Below are 17944 nucleotides of genomic sequence, written 5' to 3'. Positions count from 1 at the left end.
CGTCAGCGGACCTTGGCGAGGTAGTCGTCTCGTGTCACCAGGCCGCGCGTCTCCAGGAGCTCCAGCATGGCCCGCAGCGAGCGGGCCTGCTGAGCCACCATCCGCTCCAGCCCCGCCACCTGCTGCGTCAGCTCCTCCACGCGCTGGGTGAGCTCCGTCTCACGGCCGGGCTGCGCCAGGGCCGCCGAGGCCGCGCGCACGGTCATGGACAGGGGAGCGCTTTCGGCGGGGGGCGCCAGCTCGAAAGTGGGCTCGTCCATGCCGAAGGACAGCGGGGTCGCCGTCGTGGAGGTGACCTCCCCGTGGTAGTGGCGGCGGATGGCGCGTTCGATGGACGAGGCGCTCGAGACGACCACCTGGATGCGCTGGCCACAGTGGAAGGCCAGCTCCTGGAACGCCTCCACGTTGGTGGGGTCGGCGGTGGCGACGGTGAGCGTCTTCGTGGCCGGATCCGCGGCGATGGGAAAGACGGTGTAGCGCTCGGCGATGTCCGCCCGGAGCGCCTGCAACACCACCGCGGACGGCGTGTGCTGCTCCAAATCCACCGTGGGAATGGCGAGCTGCCGCGACAGGGCGTGGACCATGGAGCTTTCGTCCACGTACCCCATCTGCACCAGGGTGAGGCCCAGCTTGCCGCCCCATTTGCGTTGTTCCGCGAGGGCGGAGCGGAGCTGGGTTTCCAAGAGGAGCCCGGCGTCCATGAGAATCTCCCCAAGCCGGCGCTTGCGGCCAGGGAGCGAGACAGAGGGTGTGACAGGCGGCTGTTTCACGGCCGTGAAGCATAGCAGCCAGTCAGGCACTACCGGAGACCAGCCAACACCTCGGAGGCTGGGGAGGAGCGTGAGGGCAGGGAATGGGGTAGAACAGTCCCTACATGACGCGACGGATACTGCCGTTTCTCGCACTGCTGCTGGCTTCGGGCTGTGCGTCGCAGCGCCTGGCTGGCGCGGACCTGGACCGCGTCCGGCGTCCGGCCTTCATCTCCCGCATCGAGGACGGGGCCGGCCCCAAGAGCCACGTGTTCCGCGAGGACTCGGCGTACCGGAACAAGCTCAAGAAGCTGGAGCCGGTGGAGGCGGACCGGCGGCTGACGGTGAAGCTGCTTCAGGCCGTCACGCGCTTCGAGATCTCCGAGCGCCTCCGGGTCACCACGTTGTCGCAACTGCCGCGTGAGTTCCCGTGGACGCACGTGGTGGACCCCGCGCGGGTGGCCTCGGTGCTGGAGAGCTTCCTGGTGGAGGAGGTGCCGGCCAACGCGCCGGACTACGACCTGGTGGCGTCGCTGGGCGCGGACACCATCGTCGAGTTCGTCATCCAGGACTACGGCATGCGCAGCGATGACGGCCGCGCGGGCGCGTACCTGCGAGGCTATGGCCGCATGTTCACCCTGGACGGGCGCACGGAGGTGTGGCGCCGCCCGTTCGCCATGGACCAGGTCGCCGAGGGCAAGGAGCACCTGGACCCGTTCAAGGTGGGCAAGGACCCGTCACTCTTCCGCGCGGCGATGACGTCCATGCTGGACGACGTGGCGCGAATGTTCGTGAAGGACCTGACGCCCACCGACCGCGGCGGCGCGCCGCCGCCCCGGGCTTCCGCGGCGGCTTCGGACGTGGTTCCCGGCAAGGCGGGCGCCCCGGCTCCGGCACCCGAGGCGACGAAGCCTCCGGAAGACGAGCTGGCGCCCGGCGAGCTGCCGGACCCCGACCCCTGAGTCACACGGTCTGCTTCAGAACAGCGCGTGCTCCACCAGGAGCACGGTCAGCCCCACGACGAAGCTGACGAGCGTCACCGGGAGGCCCACGCGGAGGAAGCGGAGGAAGCTCATGTTGACCTTCCCGCGCGCGGCCTCGAACACGATGAGGTTGGCCACGCTCCCCACCAGCGTGAGGTTGCCCGCCAGCGTGGAGCCCAGCGCGAGCACATGCCAGCCCAGCTCCACGTCGTGCAGCGTGGGCACCCACGTCCGCGCCAGCATGACGAAGGGCACGTTGCTGAACAGGTTGGACGCCACCAGCGTCAGCCCCGCGAAGCCCAGCGTCTCCCGCAGGGGCGGGCCCGCCATGAGGGGCTCGAACAGGACGCGGATGTCCTCCGCGTAGCCGTGCTTGTTCACGCCGTAGACGACCACGAACAGGCTGGCGAAGAAGAGCAGCAGCACCCAGTCCACGCGCTCCAGCGCCTCGCGTGGCTCGCGGCGCGCCAGGGCCATCACCAGGGCCGCGCCGGCCAGGGCGCTCCAGCTCATGGGCAGCCCGGCGAAGAAGGCCACGACAACCCCGGACAGCACCGTCAAGGTGAGCACCATCATGCCCCGGTCCACTGGCGGAGGCGGAGGGTGGGGCTCGAATTGCTTCACGGGCAGGTCATGCCGGAACAGGTACAGGAGTCCGGCGGCGACCACCGCCGTGGAGAGCAGGGCAGGCAGGGCCATGTACGCCGCGAAGCTGGCGTAGGACAGCCCGGAGGCTCCCTGGATGAGCATGTTCTGCGGGTTGCCGGTGAAGGTCGCCACCGAGCCGCTGTTGCTGCCCATGCACACCGCGAGCAGGTACGGAGCCGGCGGCAGGCGCGCGTCCTCCACGGTGGCCAGCACCAGGGGCGTGAGCATCAAGCACACCGTGTCATTCACCAGGAACGCGGACAGCGCGGCCGAAATGAACGTCACGGCGAGCAGCAACCGCCGGGGCGTGTGCGCCCTGCGCACGGCCCACGCGCCCGCGGTGCGGAAGAAGGACGCCTGGGACATGTACGCTGCCAGCAGCATCATCCCCAGCAGGAGGACGATGGTGTCCGCGTCGATGGCGTGACGGTTCGCGTCGGCGCTGTGGTTGTAGACCTCGGCGGGAGTGACGACGCCGAAGACGACCATCAGCACGGCGCCCAGCAGCGCGCCCCCGGGGCGGTCCAGCTTCAGGTACGGAAGGCGCGCACCGGCGATGAAGACGTAGGTGAACAGGAAGATGGCGAGGGCCACGGCGCGGCACACTAGTGGAGTGCCCGCACGTCCGCCTCTGCGCGGATTGGCTGGAGCTCAAACCAATGAGGCGCGCTCCCGCGTTGTTTGCCTCGGTATACGTCTGTACAGTGCCCGGCCCATGAAGCCAGAGAAGGAACCGGGCGCTTTCGGAGGGGCCCGTCGCACGCCGTGGAACGCGCCTCGCGGGTTGGACTCCGTGTTGGAGGGGTGGCGGTCGGACCGGCAGCTCCGCTCCTGCTTCGTCCTGGATGAGGCCACCCCCGCGAGGGCGGGCGTCTTCGCGCCCATTCCGGAAGAGGTGGCGCCCCAGGTGCGCGACGCGCTCGAGAAGAGAGGCATCCAGCAGCTCTTCTCGCACCAGGCGGAGGCGTACCGGCTGGCTCGGGCGGGCCAGAGCCTGGTCATCGCCACGCCCACCGCCTCCGGCAAGAGCCTTTGTTACAACCTGCCGCTGCTGGACCGCTTCGCGCGCGAGCCCCAGGCGCGGGCGCTGTACCTGTTTCCCACCAAGGCCCTGTCCAGAGATCAGGAAGAGTCCCTGCGCGCGCTGATGCGCGAGGCGGGCCTGTCCCACGGCGCCATCACCTTCGATGGTGACACGCCGGCGGATGCGCGCCGGGCCGCGCGGGAGCGCAGCGGCGTGCTGCTCACCAACCCGGACATGCTGCACACGGGCATCCTTCCGCATCACGCGAGCTGGGCGCGCCTGTTCTCCAACCTGCGCTACGTCGTCATCGACGAGCTCCACACGTACCGGGGCGTCTTCGGCTCTCACCTGGCCAACGTGCTGCGCAGGCTCCAGCGCGTGGCGCGATTCCACGGCGCGGACCCGGTGTTCGTCGCGGCGTCGGCCACCATTGGCAATCCGGAGGCCCACGCGCGGCGGATGCTCGGGCGGGACGTGACGCTGGTGTCTGAGAGCGGGGCGCCTTCCGGCGAGCGCCGCGTCATGGTGTTCAACCCCCCCGTGGTGAACGCGGAGCTGGGCATCCGGGCCAGCTACCTCAAGACGGCGGTGCGGCTGACGGCCGACCTGGTGCGCGCGGGCGTGTCCACGCTGCTCTTCGGGCAGTCGCGCAACAACATCGAGGTGATGCTCAAGTACCTCCGCGACCGCTTCGTCGAGGAGAAGTTGGACCCGTCTCTCATCCAGGGCTACCGCGGTGGGTACCTGCCGGGCACTCGGCGCGCCACGGAGGCGGCGCTGCGTGCGGGTGAAGTCCGCTGCGTGGTGGCCACCAACGCGCTGGAGCTGGGCATCGACATCGGCTCGCTGGACGCGGTGGTGTGCGCGGGCTACCCGGGTTCGGTGGCGGCGCTGATGCAGCGATTCGGCCGGGCAGGGCGGCGCGGTGAGGGGAGCCTGGCGCTGCTGGTGACGTCGAGCGCGCCGCTGGACCAGTACCTCGCCGGCGACCCGCGCTTCCTCGTGGGCTCGCCGGTGGAGCACGCGCGCATCGACCCGGACAACGTGGAGATTCTGGTCCAGCACCTCAAGTGCGCTTCCTTCGAATTGCCGTTCGAGGAGGGCGAGCCCTTCGGGGACGTGCCGCCGGAGTCCACCACGGAGGCGCTCGGGTTCCTCGCGCAGCACGAGGTGGTGCACCCCACCGTGGGCGAGGCGGGCCGTCGCGTGTTCCACTGGTCCACGGATGCGTATCCAGCCAACCACGTGTCTCTGCGCAGCGTGGGCTGGGACAACGTGGTCATCATCGAGAAGGGGACGGACCGGACGCTGGCGGAGATGGACTTCCGTTCGGCGCACACGATGCTGCACGAGCAGGCCATCTACCAACACGAGGCCGAGCAGTATCAAGTCGAGCGCTTCGACTACGAGAACCACAAGGCCTTCGTGCGGAAGGTGGCGCCGGACTACTTCACCGACGCGATGACCTACGTGCGCGTGCACGTCATCCAGGAGGACCAGGCCGCGCCCATGGGCCCGGACCTTCAGGCGGGCATGGGCGAGGTGAGCGTCATCGAGAAGGTCGTGGGGTACAAGAAGATCAAGTACCACACGCATGAGAACGTTGGTTACGGCGACGTGGCGCTGCCGGAGATGCAGATGCACACCACGGCGCTCTGGCTGACGGTGCCGGAGACGGTGGTGCGCGCCATGCGGGCGCCGCGCCCGGCGGTCATCGATGCGCTTCGTGGCCTGACCACGGCGCTGCGCACGGTGGCGTGCGTGGGGTTGATGATCGACCCTCGGGATATCGGCAAGACGCTGGGGAGCCGGGATGACGCGGAGGGACCGCCGCGCAAGGATGGTGGCGTGGGCTTCGACCCGACGCTGTTCCTGTACGACAACGTGCCCGGCGGAGTGGGGCTGGCGGCGCGGCTGTACGACCAGCGGGACGAACTGCTGAACCGTGCGCGCCGATTGCTGGAGTCGTGCACGTGCGAGGATGGCTGTCCGGCGTGTATCGGCCCTGCTGCGGGTGCGATGCCGGGACAGGCGCCCGTGGACCCGCATCCGCGCAAGCGACTGGCGCTCGACGTGCTATCGGCGTTGGGCATCGCGGGAATGCAGTAACCGGGAGGCGCGGCCGTGGACCTCAAGCGCAAGCTGGCGCGCCTGACGAGCGTGGGCCCCGGGGGCAAGTCACCCCCGAAGCCCCCTGTGGCGGAGCCACAGGCCGAGCCCGCCGCGCGCGCTGATGACACGCCCGCGCCTCGGGCCGAAGCGGGCGTGCCCGACGCGCTCGCCGCGCAGTTGGCGAAGCTGGTTCAGGCCCGGCGCATGGAGGCGCCGTCCACGCCCGTCCCGGGCACAGCTGAAACGGCCTCTCAGAACGCAACGCCCGCCGGCGCGGAATCGCAGGTCGCCCGCGCAGAGGGCACGGTGGAGGCCCCGGCAGCACGCCCAGTCACAACCTCACCTCCATCCGCCCCCCGAGATCCGCGCATCGACAGCCTGCGCAGGATGCTGTCGGACTGGTCGGAGCGCCAGGGCTTGGCCGCCGCGCGCCGAGGCACGCCACCTCCAGCACCTCCTGGCCCACTGCCCGTGGAGTCCCGCGCCACGGCCCACGGCACTGTCCACGTCTCCGAGCGCATCCTCTCTCCGGAGCACCACCACGGCTCCGCGCCCCTCGCCGCGGCCCTGGACGTGGAAGGCTCCCTGGTCGCCAGCCTCGCGCTGCACGCGGACCTGGCGGGCGTGGACTTCCAGCGGATGCTCTTCCTGGACACGGAGACCACCGGGCTCGCGGGAGGCACCGGCACCGTGCCCTTCCTCGTGGGACTGGCGTGGTTCGAGGGCCGCTCGCTCAAGGTGCACCAGCTCTTCCTTCGGCGCCTGGGAGAAGAGGCCCCCATGTTGCGCTCGCTCGCCGAGCGCATGGCCGCGTCCTCCTGCCTCGTCACCTTCAACGGCAAGAGCTTCGACTGGCCGCTCCTGCGAACGCGCTTCGTCCTCAACCGCGTCCCCGCTCCAGCGGAGCTGCCCCACCTGGACCTGCTCCACTGCGCCCGCCGCGTCTTCAAGCACCGGGGCGCCGGCACGCGGCTGGTCCACCTGGAAGACCAGGTCCTCGGCTTCCGGCGCGTCGACGACGTGGACGGCTCGCTGATTCCCGACCTGTATTTCCGCTACCTGCGCGGCGGAGACGGCTCGGCGCTGACGCCCGTGCTGGAGCACAACGTCAACGACCTCCTCCTCCTCGCGGCCCTGCTCGGTGAGCTGGTCCGCCGCTTCCGAGCAGGGGACCCAGGCGCCTCCGTGCCCCGGGACGCGGACCCTCGCGACCTGCTCGGCTTCGCGGGCGTGGCGCTCCGGGCCCGCGACTACGAGCGCGCCCAGGCCTTCGCCCGGGCCGCGGCGGCGGGGGACACCGGCGCCGTGGGCATCGAAGCCCTGGCCCTGGCCTCCCGGCTGTCACGCAAGGCGGGTGACGCCTCGGCCGCGGTGGCGCACCTGCACCAGGCACTGAAGACCGCCCAGGGATTCCAGGCCCCGCCGCTGCACCTCCAGCTCACCAAGCTGTACGAGCATGGCCTCAAGGACCTCGCGCGGGCGCTGCACCACGCGAAGCTGGCCTCGGCGGCGGAGCTGCCTGTGGACCACCACCGCCGAATCCTTCGCCTGGAGACGCGCCTGGCCCGGAGCACCCGGGCGGCCTCGCTGGACCTGGGAATGGGGAGCCCTCGCTCGGGAACCTGACGATTCTGGGCTTCCGCACCACTGGAATCGGACAGTCGATCCGGGCGGGACGCTCGCCCCATTGTCAGACAGGCACATGATTGAGGCACACGCCACGGCCGTGCGCTATGAGGGCCCCATGAAAATTACCAAGGACAGCGTCGTCTCCATCGATTTCCGCCTCCACCTCGGCGACGGCAAGGCCGTGGACGAGAGCGAGCCGGGGGAGCCGCTCGTCTATCTGCAGGGGCACGAGGAAATCGTCCCGGGCCTGGAGAAGGCGCTCGAGGGCAAGGCGCGTGGTGACACCCTCCAGGTGACGGTGGGTCCCGACGAGGGCTACGGCGACTACGACCCGGAAGGCATCGAGGAAGTCCCGAAGACGGAGTTCCCGGAGGGCCTGGAGCTGGTGGCGGGCGGCGTGCTCAGCGCCACCGACCCGGATGGGGACGAGGTGGACTTCTTCATCAAGGAAGTGAAGGCCGACTCCGTGCTGGTGGACTTCAACCACCCGCTGGCCGGCAAGACGCTGCACTTCGAGGTCACCGTGCGGGACGTCCGCGCCGCGACGGCCGAGGAGCTGGAGCACGGCCACGCCCACGGGCCCCACGACTCTCACTGATTCGGACGGGCGCCTTCGCGGGCCCATCCTTGCTTCAACGCCGGGCGTCTCCAAGACGTGACGCCCGGCGGAAGTCCTCCGCCTAGCCGCCCAGGAAGTCGGACGTGAAGGCGAAGGCGCCCATCATGTAGGGCAGGGCGCCGCCACGGTTCGGGTGGTTCAGGTACCACGCGAAGTTCAGCAGGATCGTCGGCCGGTTGAACGACGAGCCCTCGCGCGTGTTCAGGGCGTACGCCATCATGGGGCCGATGCGCGTGTGGCTGTTGTCCACGTTCTGCGCTCCACCCGAGCCATCCTGGTAGCGCGGCCACACACCGCTGAAGCGGGCCCCCAGCGTGAGCTGCGGCGTCGTCAGCATCATCAGGTCGGTGTCATTGGTGAACACCCAGCCCCGGCCGGGGATGAGCGTGTCCAGCAGCGCGTCGTAGAAGGACGCACCGTTGCCCTCGCGCAGCGCCACGTTCCAGTACTCGATGGACGCCTTGCTCCGCACCACGAACGAGCCAAAGCGCGCCTGGAGCGTGGGCTCCACCATGTAGTGGTGACCGGAGGTGCTGTACGCGTCGCCCTCCGTCAGGTCTCGCGCGTCGTCGGAGAAGTCCAACATCGGGTTGTTGTACGACTGGAGGAACCCGAAGGTGCCGAAGTACCGGACGTACTCATAGGTCGCCCGCAGGTTGAAGATGGCCAGCGGCTGAATCTCGAAGACGGGGCCAATCTTCACCGAGGCCGGGTTGGCCTTGATGGCGAACGCGCCGTTGACGAAGTTGTCGCGCGTCAACATGGACTCGCCGTCGAACATCCGCTTCTGGAGGATGAGCCGGTTCTGGGTCTCCATGCCCAGCGGGTTCCAACGCAGGAAGTTGATGTTGGCGAAATACAGACGGGTGTCGGGCCCCAGCGGCGGGAGCGTGGGGGCCGTGGGTGCGTCCGTGGGCTTGGGGGCTGTCTGCGGAGTCGACGGCAGGGCAGCGGCTTCGGGCTCTTCGGCGGCGGCTGGTGCGGAGAATCCCAGGCAAAGTGACAGGGAAAGCACGGACAGCGGTCGACGCAGCGTCATCGAGACACCTTCTCGGGGAGTGACGTGGGGGTGCGGTGTACGGCGGGGTTCTGCTCATCCGCGTAGCGCCGGCTGACATAGAAGCCGAAGGCCGCCGCGGTGAAGTACATGATGAGGCTGTAGATGGCCGGGGGAATGGCCATGGTCGAGTTCGCCAGCAGCGTCGGGCTGAGCGCGATGGCAATCGCAAGCATTCCGTTGTGAATGCCAATCTCCATTCCAATGGCAACAGCCTGCCGCCGGGGCAGGCGCAGCAGGATGGGCACGAAGTAGCCCACCGCGAGGCTCACCAGGTTGAAGGCCAGCGCCGCCGGGCCCACCTGGCGGAAGAAGCTGAGCGCATTCGCGCGCTCCGTGTACACGGACGCTGCAATCACCGCGACGAGGAAGAGGGTGGACAGGATGCGAATGGGCTTGTCCATGCGCTGCGCGACGGCCGCGCTGCGCGAGCGGATGAACATGCCCAGGCTCACCGGCCCCAGCACGATGAACACCACCTGCACGATCTTCGCGAACTGCATGGGGACCGCGCGGCCCTCGTCCATGAAGTGCGCGAGCGACAGGTTGATGATGAGCGGCAACGTGACGAGCGACAGCGCGCTGTTCACCGCCGTCAGCGTGATGTTGAGCGCCACGTCACCGCGGGCCAGGTGGCTGAAGAGGTTCGCCGTCGCGCCGCCAGGGGACGCCGCCAGCAGCATCAGTCCCACCGCCAGCTCCGGCGGCAGACTGAAGGCGTGGGCGATGAGCAGGCACGCCACCGGCAACACCAACATCTGGCAGCCGAGGCCCACCAGGATGGCGCGCGGATAGACAATGACCCGCTTGAAGTCCGCCAGCGTCAGCGTCAGGCCAAGCCCGAGCATGATGACGGCCAGCGCCAGCGGCATGAGTACCGCCGTGAATACATTCGACTGCATTCGCCCCCCGATGGAGTGTCCAGCGTTGAGCATTAGCGTCGCGCAAGAGGGCGGGGCGCTTCAAGCGTCTCCGCTCTCAAAGGTTGCTAAAAGTGGAGGCAACCCATGACGCCGCATGTCATTGATGCACTGCGGCGCTGCGCATGAGCCGTCTATTCTCATCGTGAACCGACACGGCTTCGCGGTCGGGCGGGACCCGGCGAGGGAGCATGGACAGGGCGCCACTTCCCGAGACACCGGTGCACGGGTCGATTACGACAGGGGCCATGAGCCGAGTCCTGGATGAGCTGTTGTCGCTCCTTAAACTGGAGAAAATCGAGGAAAATCTGTTTCGTGGCCGGAGTCAAGACCTGGGGTTCCGCCAGCTCTTCGGCGGCCAGGTGCTGGGGCAGGCGCTGTCCGCGGGCAGCCAGACGGTGCCCGCCGGCCGCCATGTCCACTCCCTGCACGGCTACTTCCTGCGCCCGGGCGACGCGACGCTTCCAGTCGTCTACACGGTGGACAGGGTGCGGGACGGCGGCAGCATCACCACGCGCCGCGTCGTGGCCGTGCAGAAGGGCGAGCCCATCCTGACGATGATCGCCTCCTTCCACGGGGACGAAGAGGGCTTTGCCCACCAGGCGCCCATGCCGGAGGTGCCGGGCCCGGAGGGACTGGCCACGGAGCAGGAGCTGCTGAGCCGCCTGTCCGAGCGCATCCCGGAAGCCCTGCGGGAGAAGTTCCTGGGGGAGAAGCCGATTGAGATCCGGCCCGTGGCGCCGGAGGATCCGTTCAATCCGGAGGCGAAGGCGCCCATCAAGCACGTGTGGTTCCGAGCCAACGGCGACCTGCCGGAGGATCCGCAGGTGCACCGGTACGTGCTGGCCTACGCGTCCGACTTCAACCTCATCGGCACCGCGCTCCTGCCCCACGCGGCCAGCTTCTTCCAGCCCCGCATCCAGGGCGCCAGCCTGGATCATGCCCTGTGGTTCCACGGGGACCTGAAGGTGAGCGACTGGATGCTGTACTCCATGGACAGCCCGTGGGCGGGCAACGCGCGCGGCCTGTCGCGCGGCAGCGTCTACACGCGTGACGGCCGGCTGGTGGCCTCGGTGGCTCAGGAAGGGCTGCTGCGCATCCGCAAGCCCAAGGCCTGAGAAACGGGGGCGACACCCCACACCCGCGTGTGGGGTCGAGCCCCCCGCCGCGCACTCGGGAATCCACGAGGGCTGCAACTCTCCGGAATTCCTGGTGCTTTCAGGGGTGGCACCCTCGTTGCTGAGCAAGACAGTGGCTCAGACAACAAGGATCCCCCCCGTGCCGAAATCGAGAACCTGGGAGCTGTCGCGACGCAGCCTGCTACGGGGGGCCGCGGGAGCGGCGCTCGCATTGCCCTGGCTGGAGGCCATGGCTCCCTCGATGGCACGCGCGCAAGCGTCCGGTGCGAAGCCGCCGCTGCGCTTCGTGGGCATGTTCCACTCCGCGGGCGTCGTCCCGGACCAATGGTTCCCGACGACCGAAGGCGCGAACTACGCGCTGACGCCCACGCTGTCCCCGCTGGCCCCGGTGAAGGATGACGTCCTGGTGCTGAGCGGCATGCGGCTGGGCGCGTGGGACTACTACGAGCGCACGCACGAAGGCGGCTTCTGGATGATGCTCACCGCGTCCGAGCGCATCGTCGCGGGCAACACGGACTCCATCGATCAGGTGATTGCGCGCGCCACGTCGGCCCAGGTGCGCGTGCCGGCGCTCACGCTGAGCGTGGAGAACAACGGCTACTACAACCCGGGTTACCGCGACGCGAACGGGGACGGCTTCATCGACCCGAAGACGTCGTCCTATGACGACACGCAGGACCATTGCAGCGGTGAGGACCACTGCATGGCGACGTTCTCCCGCGGCCAGCGGCTGCCCAACGTCTACAACCCACGCGTCATCTTCGACCGCCTCTTCGGTTCGCTTCAGGCCGAAGGCCCCACGGAGGCGGAGCGGCGCCTCTGGATGTACCGGCGCAGCGTGCTCGACCGGATGACGGGCCAGGCGAAAGCGCTTCAGACGAAGCTGGGCCAGGCGGACAAGCTCCGGCTGGACGAGTACCTCACGGGCATCCGCGAAATCGAAGTCGCCATCCAGAAGGCCGAGCAGGGTGCCCCGGCCGCCGCGTGCACCACGGGCGCGCGGCCCGTGGGCATCCCCATGGATGGCACGGCCTACGCCAACCTGATGTGCGACCTCATCGTGAAGTCCTTCGAGTGCGACGCCACCCGCGTCGCCACGTTGATGCTCGGCATGTGCGTCAGCCCGATGATGTTCACCGTCAACGGCCGGGCCTTCTCCCACCATGGCGATGCCTCTCACCACGGCAACGACCCGGTGAAGCTGGCGGCCAAGGTGGAGATCGACCGGTGGCAGGTGGCCCGCTTCGCGCACCTGGTGCAGCGGCTGAAGGCGGTGCCGGAGGGGGAGGGCACGCTGCTCGACAACGTGGCGGTGTTCTACTCGAGCGACATCTCGCACAGCGACTGGCACAACCACTACGACATGCCGGTCCTGCTCGCGGGGCGCGCGGGCGGTGCCATCCGGCCGGGCCGGCACATGCGGGCACAGGGCAAGCGGTGTGGAGATGTGCTGCTCTCCATCCTCCAGGCCTTCGAGATTCCACGAGGCACCTTCGGACCGCTGGCGCAGGGACCGCTGGCCGGACTGGCGTGAGGGGAGACCGCACATGAAGACCCGTTCACTGCTCTTCGGCATCCCGCTGCTGCTCACCGCGTGCTCGGACGAACTCCCCGTCGCGCGCACCCAGGACCCCAAGCCCGTCGTCGCCGCGCAGAACTGCTCGGATGGCGCGCATTCGCTGCGCCGGCTGAACCGCGCGGAGTACGACAACACCGTGAGGGACTTGCTCGGCGAGACGGGCCGGCCCGCGACGACCTTCCCGGCGGACCCCACGGGCCACGGCTTCGACAACGAGGCCAGCCTGCTGGGCGTGTCCCCCGCGCTGGTGGAGGCCTATGAGGCCACCGCGGGCCGCCTCATCGACCAGGCCTGGGCCCGGGACGGCGCCGCCAGCGCCGGTGGTGGCACCGTTCGCATCGAGGCCGAGTCCGCCAGCGCCACCACGGGTGCCAGTGAGCAGAACGGCACCGTGTGGAATCTGTGGTCCAACGGCGACCTCTCCGCCACCTTCACCTTCGCGCAAGCCGGCGAGTACCAGCTCTCCGTGCGCGCGTGGGGCACGCAGGCGCCGCCGGACCCGGTGCGGATGCAGTGGTTGCTGGATGGCGTCGTGGTGGCGTCGCTCGACGTGCCGGCCACCACGCCCACGGTGTACACGAAGCCGGTGCGGGTGGACTCGCCGGGACAGAAGCGCTTCACCGTGCGCTTCACCAACGACATCTACGACCCGGACACGTCCACGGACCGCAACCTCCTGCTGGATTGGATGGAGGTCCGCTCGCCCGCGCCCACGTCGGCAGCCACCCAGCGCCACCTGCGCGTGTGCGAACCGGCCGCCACCGGGGAAGAAGCATGTGCCCGGCAGATGGTGGAGTCGCTGGCGAACCGCGCCTGGCGGCGTCCCGCGAAGCCGGACGAGGTCGCGGAGTTGATGAGCGTCTACACGCTCGTGCGGGAGTCGGGGGACGGCTTCGAACTGGCGGCGAAGTTCGCGTTCCGTTCGGTGCTGCTGTCGCCGCACTTCCTCTTTCAGGTAGTGGAGACGCAGGCGCCTGGGACGGGCAAGAGTGAGCTGTCCGCGCGCGAGCTGGCATCGCGCCTGTCGTACTTCCTCTGGAGCAGCCAGCCTGACGCGGAGCTGACGTCACTGGCGGACGCGGGCCGGCTGTCCGACCCGGAGGTGCTGGAAGCGCAGGTACGCCGGATGCTGAAGGACCCTCGGTCCGAGGCGCTGGTGCAGAACTTCGCCGGCCAGTGGCTGGGCCTGCGGAAGGTGGACGGCATCACCGCGGACCCGACGCTGTTCCCCGGCATGGACTCCGAGCTCAAGCGCGCCATGCGAGAGGAAGGGGAGAGCTTCTTCCGCGCCTTCCTCAACGAGGACCGCAGCGCGCTGGAACTGCTGGACGCGGAGTTCACCTACGTCAACGACCGGCTCGCGGATTACTACGGCCTGCCTCGGCCGGGCTCCGCCTCCGTCACGCGCGTGAGCACGGGCGACGGACGGCGAGGCGGTGTGCTGGGCCAGGCGGGTGTGCTGGCGCAGGCGTCGCTGGCCACGCGCACGTCGCCGGTGCTTCGCGGCAAGTGGGTGCTGGGCAAGCTGCTGTGCCAGGAGCCTCCTCCGCCGCCTCCGGGCGTGGAGGCGCTGCCCACGCAGGTTCCGCCGGGCTCCACGCTGCGGCAGATCACCGAGCTGCATCGCGCCAACCCCGCCTGCGCGGGCTGCCACGACACGCTGGACCCCATCGGTTTCGGCCTGGAGAACTACGACGCGGCCGGGGCCTGGCGGGAGACGGACAACGGCTCACCGGTGGACGCCACGGGCAACTTCAAGGGCGTGTCATTCCAGGGACCGCGTGAGCTGGCGACCATCCTCAAGGGCGACCCCGCCTTCGCGACGTGCATGACGCGGCAGGCGCTGGCCTATGGCTTGGGCCGCGCGCTGACGGACGAGGACGAGGCCACCGTGCGCTACGTGGACACGCGCTTCTCGGCGGGTGGACACCGGCTCCCCGAGCTGCTGGTGGCCGTGGCCCTCAGCGACAGCTTCCGCAACCGCTGCCCGGTGCCGGCCGCGAAGTAGAACGACGCACGGGCCGTGAATACGGCGCTCGGACGGCCGTCGAGAGCAAGCGGACATCCTCCGCTTGCTCCCGAAAGGTCTTTCGATGCGTACCCGCCTCTGGCCCGCCGTCCTCTCCGTGCTTGCCCTGGGAACCAGCGCCTGTGTCATGGCGCCCCTCCAGCAGGGGTACACCGAGTGCGGAGAGTTCATGGGCGATGACCCCTGCCAGCCGGGGCAGTACTGCGCGGACGCCACCTTCAGCTCGTGCGTGCCCGGATGTACGAGCGACGTGAACTGCGCCTCCAACCAGGAGTGTGTGAAGGAATACAGAGAGCAGGTGGGGACCTGCCTCAACATCTGCACGTCGTGCGCATACGATTGAGCCGGCGGGCAGGGCGCCCGCGGCTTTGGAGGTGACGACGATGCGCGCGGTGGTGTTCCAGCACGAGGAGCACGAAGGGCCCGGCCTGCTGGGGCCGGTGTTGCAGGAGGCGGGCTTCACGCTGGTGAACCGCTTCCGCGCCGTGCGCCGGGAGGACGTGGACGCGGAGCTGTTGGTCGTCATGGGCGGCCGCATGGCCGTCTACGAATCCGAGCAGCATCCCTTCCTGCGGCAAGAGCTGGGCATCCTCATGGAGCGGCTCGCCTACGAGCGCCCGTGCCTGGGCTTCTGCCTGGGCGCCCAGATGCTCGCGGCGGCGGCGGGCGCGGACGTGTTCCCCGGGAAGAATGGCTTCGAGGTGGGCGTGGGTCCGGTGCGATGGACGCCGGAGGCGCAGAAGGACCCCGTGCTGTCCGGGGCCCGTCCGCGCACGGTGGTGGCGCACTGGCACGGTGACACATATGCGCCCGTCCCGGACGCCACGTTGCTGGCGTCCACGGACCGGTACACCCAGCAGGCCTTCCGGCTGGGTGCGTCCTACGGCTTCCAGTTCCACCTGGAGCTGACCGCCAGCGAGCTGGGGCGATGGATTGACATCGAGGCGGACAGCCTCCAGCAACGCGGAAAGAACCCCCAAGAGCTGAAGGCGCAGCTGCCCAAGCTCAAGGCGGCTGAGGCCGACAACACGGAGGTGCTGCACCGCCTCGCGCACCACTTCGCGCGCGTGGCGGCGGGCCGCTGACGTGCTCGAGGGCTCGGACTAACGGAGCCCCTTGGGGCGGCGGGCCGCGCTCGCGGACGGTGACGCCACCTGGGAGGAGATGTCCGCGTCGCTGCCGTCGCCCCCTGGGACACCGTCCGCGCCGTACGACAGGATGACAGGGCTGCCGCCCTCATTCATGTACACGTAGTCGCGGTTCCACGGGTCCTTGGGCAGTCGCTCCAGCGAGCGCGCCTGGAGGAGTTCTTCCAGGCCGGTCTGGGTCTCAGGGAGGCTGCCGGTCTTCATGTAGTGGAGCTTGAGCCCCGTCTCCAATGTCTTGATGTCCAGGGCGGCGGTCTTCTGCTTGGCCTCCTCCAGGTTCGACATCACGGAGACGCCCACCGCCGCGGCGATGAGTCCGAGGATGGTGATGACGACCATGATTTCAATCAGCGTAAATCCGCGAGCGTGACGACGCCGAGCGTTCAGCTTCTGCTGGGTTGGATTCATCTTTGAGTTGTGACCTCGTGTGACGTTGTGTCCGGCGCGTGCGTGCCCGACGTGTCGTCATGTCTGCCGGCGCAAGGGCGTTGCACATGCCGCGGGTTGCGTGCGCCTGGACCAGGGCTTCGGCGCCAGGCGCGGACGTTCGTCAGTGCAGTCGCCGTGCCTGACCGGACGCGCCGCGGTCCCCGCGTGCGCAGCGTGAGCGACTGTCGCTTTCCGCCCGCTGAGTGCCACCCCTGCGCAGGTGGATGCGGGTACGTAAGACTCTCACCCTCCGGATTCGGCGCGGATGGACCGCGCCCTCAACGGAGGCCGTCATGAAGCCCCATCTTCCACTTCTCATTCTCCTGGGAGCCGCGGGTTGTGGCACCGAAGTCGATGATGTCGACTTCACGAGCCAGGAGTCCTCCTTGAGTCAGAAGTGGGAGTTGTGCGGGAAGGAGGCCGTTCGATTGGCGGACATCCACCCTGGCCCCGTGGGGTCCAATCCGGCCGATCTGATCCACGGCGACCGAGTCCTCTTCTTCACGGCGGACGACGGGGTGCATGGACGTGAGTTGTGGCGAAGCAGCGGAACGGAAGGAAGCGGCACGTCGCTGGTGAAGGACGTCTACCCAGGGCTGGCAGGGGCGGAGATTTCGAATCTCACCCGGGTGGGGAACCGGGTGTTCTTCGCCGCGGATGACGGCGTCCACGGCTACGAGTTGTGGGTGACCGACGGGACGTCGGCCGGCACGTACCTGGTGAAGGACATCTACCCGGGGCCGGAGGATGGGATTCTCCGGCCGGACCCCTTCCACTGGATAAACGATCCCATGCTGGTTGAGTTCGGTGGCGTCCTGTACTTCGGCGCGAACGACGGCGTGCACGGATACGAGCTGTGGCGCAGTGATGGAACAGACGCGGGGACGTACCTCGTCGAGGACATCGAGCCCGGACCCGCTAGCTCCTTCCCGCGAAGGATCGTTCGCGTGGGTAACGAGGCCTTCTATTTCGTCGCGTCCAAGCGGAGCCCCTGGAGCGATGAGACTCATCTCTGGCGTAGCACCGGAGCGCCAGGTGCCATTCCCGTCCTCAGTCTGGTAGGAGATAACGTCATCTTCGACTTGCTGGCTGTGAAGTCGCGCCTCTATTTCCTCGTGGATAACGACGAGGGCGAAGCCAGCTTGTGGAAGACGGATGGGGCCGCCTCGAACACGCAAGAGCTGCGGTACTTCTACGGAGAGTATCCGCACAACCTGGTCGCACTGGGCTCGCGTGTCGTCTTCAGCGCCGGGGCAGGTGAGCCAGAGGGTGAGGAGCTCTGGAGCAGCAACGGCTCGACCTCAAGCACGAAGCTGGTGAAGGACATCTGGCCAGGGCCCATGAGCTCCTCACCGAGCTCTCTGGCGGTTCTGAAGTCGCGAGTCTTCTTCGCCGCGAATGATGGCTCCGGAGAGGGACGTGAACTCTGGGTGAGCAACGGCACCGGTTCGGGGACCAGGCTCTTCAAGGATCTGGCGCCCGGTGGTGGCTCATCGGATCCCGAAGCGCTGGCCTCCATTGAAGGCACGCTGTTCTTCTCCGCGAGCGATGGGGTGCATGGGCACGAGCCCTGGGTGAGCGATGGCACCCGTTCGGGCACGAAGGCGCTGCGCGGTCTGGCGCACGGGAGCGCTTCATCGTCGCCGCGCGACTTCGTGCGCTCAGGCTGGGACGTGTTCTTCTCGGCGGATGACGGGAAGACTGGACGCGAGCTGTGGGCCTTGCCGTTCCGTCCGAAGGGGGAGTGCAAGCAGCACCACGCCTACTGAGCTTCGGCGCCCACGCCCAGCCCCTTTTGGTAACAACGATTCCAAGGGGTTGGGTTCCCCGGATGGGTGGAGGTCGAAGGATCAGACCCTCGTGCGTTAATAAGGTGTCA

Annotated in this window: 15 protein-coding genes; 10 read left to right on the top strand and 5 right to left on the bottom strand. The window is 68.6% G+C overall.

Annotated features, from left to right (window positions below; genetic code table 11):
• Window positions 1–2: 2 nt before the first annotated feature.
• On the bottom strand, window positions 3–701 hold the full coding sequence (locus tag BHS09_RS19330; protein ID WP_174258838.1) for a GspE/PulE/PilB domain-containing protein: 699 nt from the start codon (window positions 699–701) through the stop codon (window positions 3–5).
• A 173-nt stretch (window positions 702–874) separates the two neighbouring features.
• Between BHS09_RS19330 and BHS09_RS19325 the strand changes: the two genes are divergently transcribed.
• The gene (locus BHS09_RS19325) at window positions 875–1711 is read left to right on the top strand and encodes a hypothetical protein (protein ID WP_174259303.1); all 837 of its coding nucleotides are present in this window, start codon (window positions 875–877) and stop codon (window positions 1709–1711) included.
• Between the two features lie 15 nt (window positions 1712–1726).
• On the opposite strand, the gene BHS09_RS19320 is transcribed toward BHS09_RS19325, so the two are convergent.
• Window positions 1727–2974, bottom strand: a complete 1248-nt coding sequence (locus tag BHS09_RS19320; protein ID WP_140792036.1) for an ArsB/NhaD family transporter — start codon at window positions 2972–2974, stop codon at window positions 1727–1729.
• A gap of 121 nt (window positions 2975–3095) precedes the next feature.
• On the opposite strand from BHS09_RS19320, the gene BHS09_RS19315 reads away from it, so the two are divergent.
• From BHS09_RS19315 to BHS09_RS19305, 3 genes are all read left to right on the top strand, one after another.
• Entirely contained in the window at window positions 3096–5513 is a 2418-nt protein-coding gene (locus BHS09_RS19315) for a DEAD/DEAH box helicase (RefSeq protein ID WP_237078403.1), read from the top strand.
• 15 nt (window positions 5514–5528) lie between these two features.
• Window positions 5529–7142 carry a ribonuclease H-like domain-containing protein gene (locus tag BHS09_RS19310; RefSeq protein WP_140798547.1) on the top strand — a complete coding sequence of 538 codons (1614 nt, stop codon included), beginning with the start codon at window positions 5529–5531 and terminating at the stop codon, window positions 7140–7142.
• 118 nt (window positions 7143–7260) lie between these two features.
• A complete protein-coding gene (locus tag BHS09_RS19305; protein ID WP_174258836.1) occupies window positions 7261–7743 on the top strand; it encodes an FKBP-type peptidyl-prolyl cis-trans isomerase in 483 nt (160 codons plus the stop codon).
• An 82-nt stretch (window positions 7744–7825) separates the two neighbouring features.
• On the opposite strand, the gene BHS09_RS19300 is transcribed toward BHS09_RS19305, so the two are convergent.
• Together BHS09_RS19300 and BHS09_RS19295 are read right to left on the bottom strand one after the other, a co-directional pair.
• Entirely contained in the window at window positions 7826–8803 is a 978-nt protein-coding gene (locus BHS09_RS19300) for a hypothetical protein (protein ID WP_140792029.1), read from the bottom strand.
• A complete protein-coding gene (locus tag BHS09_RS19295; protein WP_140792027.1) occupies window positions 8800–9723 on the bottom strand; it encodes a bile acid:sodium symporter family protein in 924 nt (307 codons plus the stop codon). Before BHS09_RS19295 ends, BHS09_RS19300 begins: the two co-directional genes overlap by 4 nt.
• 266 nt (window positions 9724–9989) lie before the next feature.
• Between BHS09_RS19295 and tesB the strand changes: the two genes are divergently transcribed.
• From tesB to BHS09_RS19270, 5 genes are all read left to right on the top strand, one after another.
• Window positions 9990–10859, top strand: coding sequence for an acyl-CoA thioesterase II (gene tesB / locus BHS09_RS19290; protein WP_140798545.1), 870 nt, complete (start codon window positions 9990–9992; stop codon window positions 10857–10859).
• Between the two features lie 262 nt (window positions 10860–11121).
• Window positions 11122–12414: a DUF1552 domain-containing protein gene (locus BHS09_RS19285; RefSeq protein WP_237078402.1), complete on the top strand. Its 1293-nt coding sequence runs from the start codon at window positions 11122–11124 to the stop codon at window positions 12412–12414.
• Window positions 12415–12427: 13 nt separating this feature from the next.
• Entirely contained in the window at window positions 12428–14467 is a 2040-nt protein-coding gene (locus BHS09_RS19280) for a DUF1592 domain-containing protein (RefSeq protein WP_140798544.1), read from the top strand.
• 85 nt (window positions 14468–14552) lie between these two features.
• Entirely contained in the window at window positions 14553–14831 is a 279-nt protein-coding gene (locus BHS09_RS19275) for a hypothetical protein (RefSeq protein WP_237078401.1), read from the top strand.
• A gap of 40 nt (window positions 14832–14871) precedes the next feature.
• A complete protein-coding gene (locus BHS09_RS19270) occupies window positions 14872–15573 on the top strand; it encodes a glutamine amidotransferase-related protein (RefSeq protein ID WP_140798543.1) in 702 nt (233 codons plus the stop codon).
• 18 nt (window positions 15574–15591) lie between these two features.
• On the opposite strand, the gene gspG is transcribed toward BHS09_RS19270, so the two are convergent.
• Entirely contained in the window at window positions 15592–16044 is a 453-nt protein-coding gene (gene gspG, locus BHS09_RS19265) for a type II secretion system major pseudopilin GspG (RefSeq protein ID WP_140798542.1), read from the bottom strand.
• Window positions 16045–16358: 314 nt separating this feature from the next.
• Between gspG and BHS09_RS19260 the strand changes: the two genes are divergently transcribed.
• Complete coding sequence (locus BHS09_RS19260; protein WP_140798541.1) at window positions 16359–17834, top strand: ELWxxDGT repeat protein; 1476 nt, start codon at window positions 16359–16361, stop codon at window positions 17832–17834.
• The last annotated feature ends 110 nt before the right edge of the window (window positions 17835–17944 follow it).

Origin of the sequence: Myxococcus xanthus (assembly GCF_006402735.1) — a bacterium.
Classification (GTDB): domain Bacteria; phylum Myxococcota; class Myxococcia; order Myxococcales; family Myxococcaceae; genus Myxococcus; species Myxococcus xanthus_A.
The sequence above is the reverse complement of the archived record's forward strand: the minus strand, read 5'-3'. Positions and strand labels throughout refer to the sequence as shown.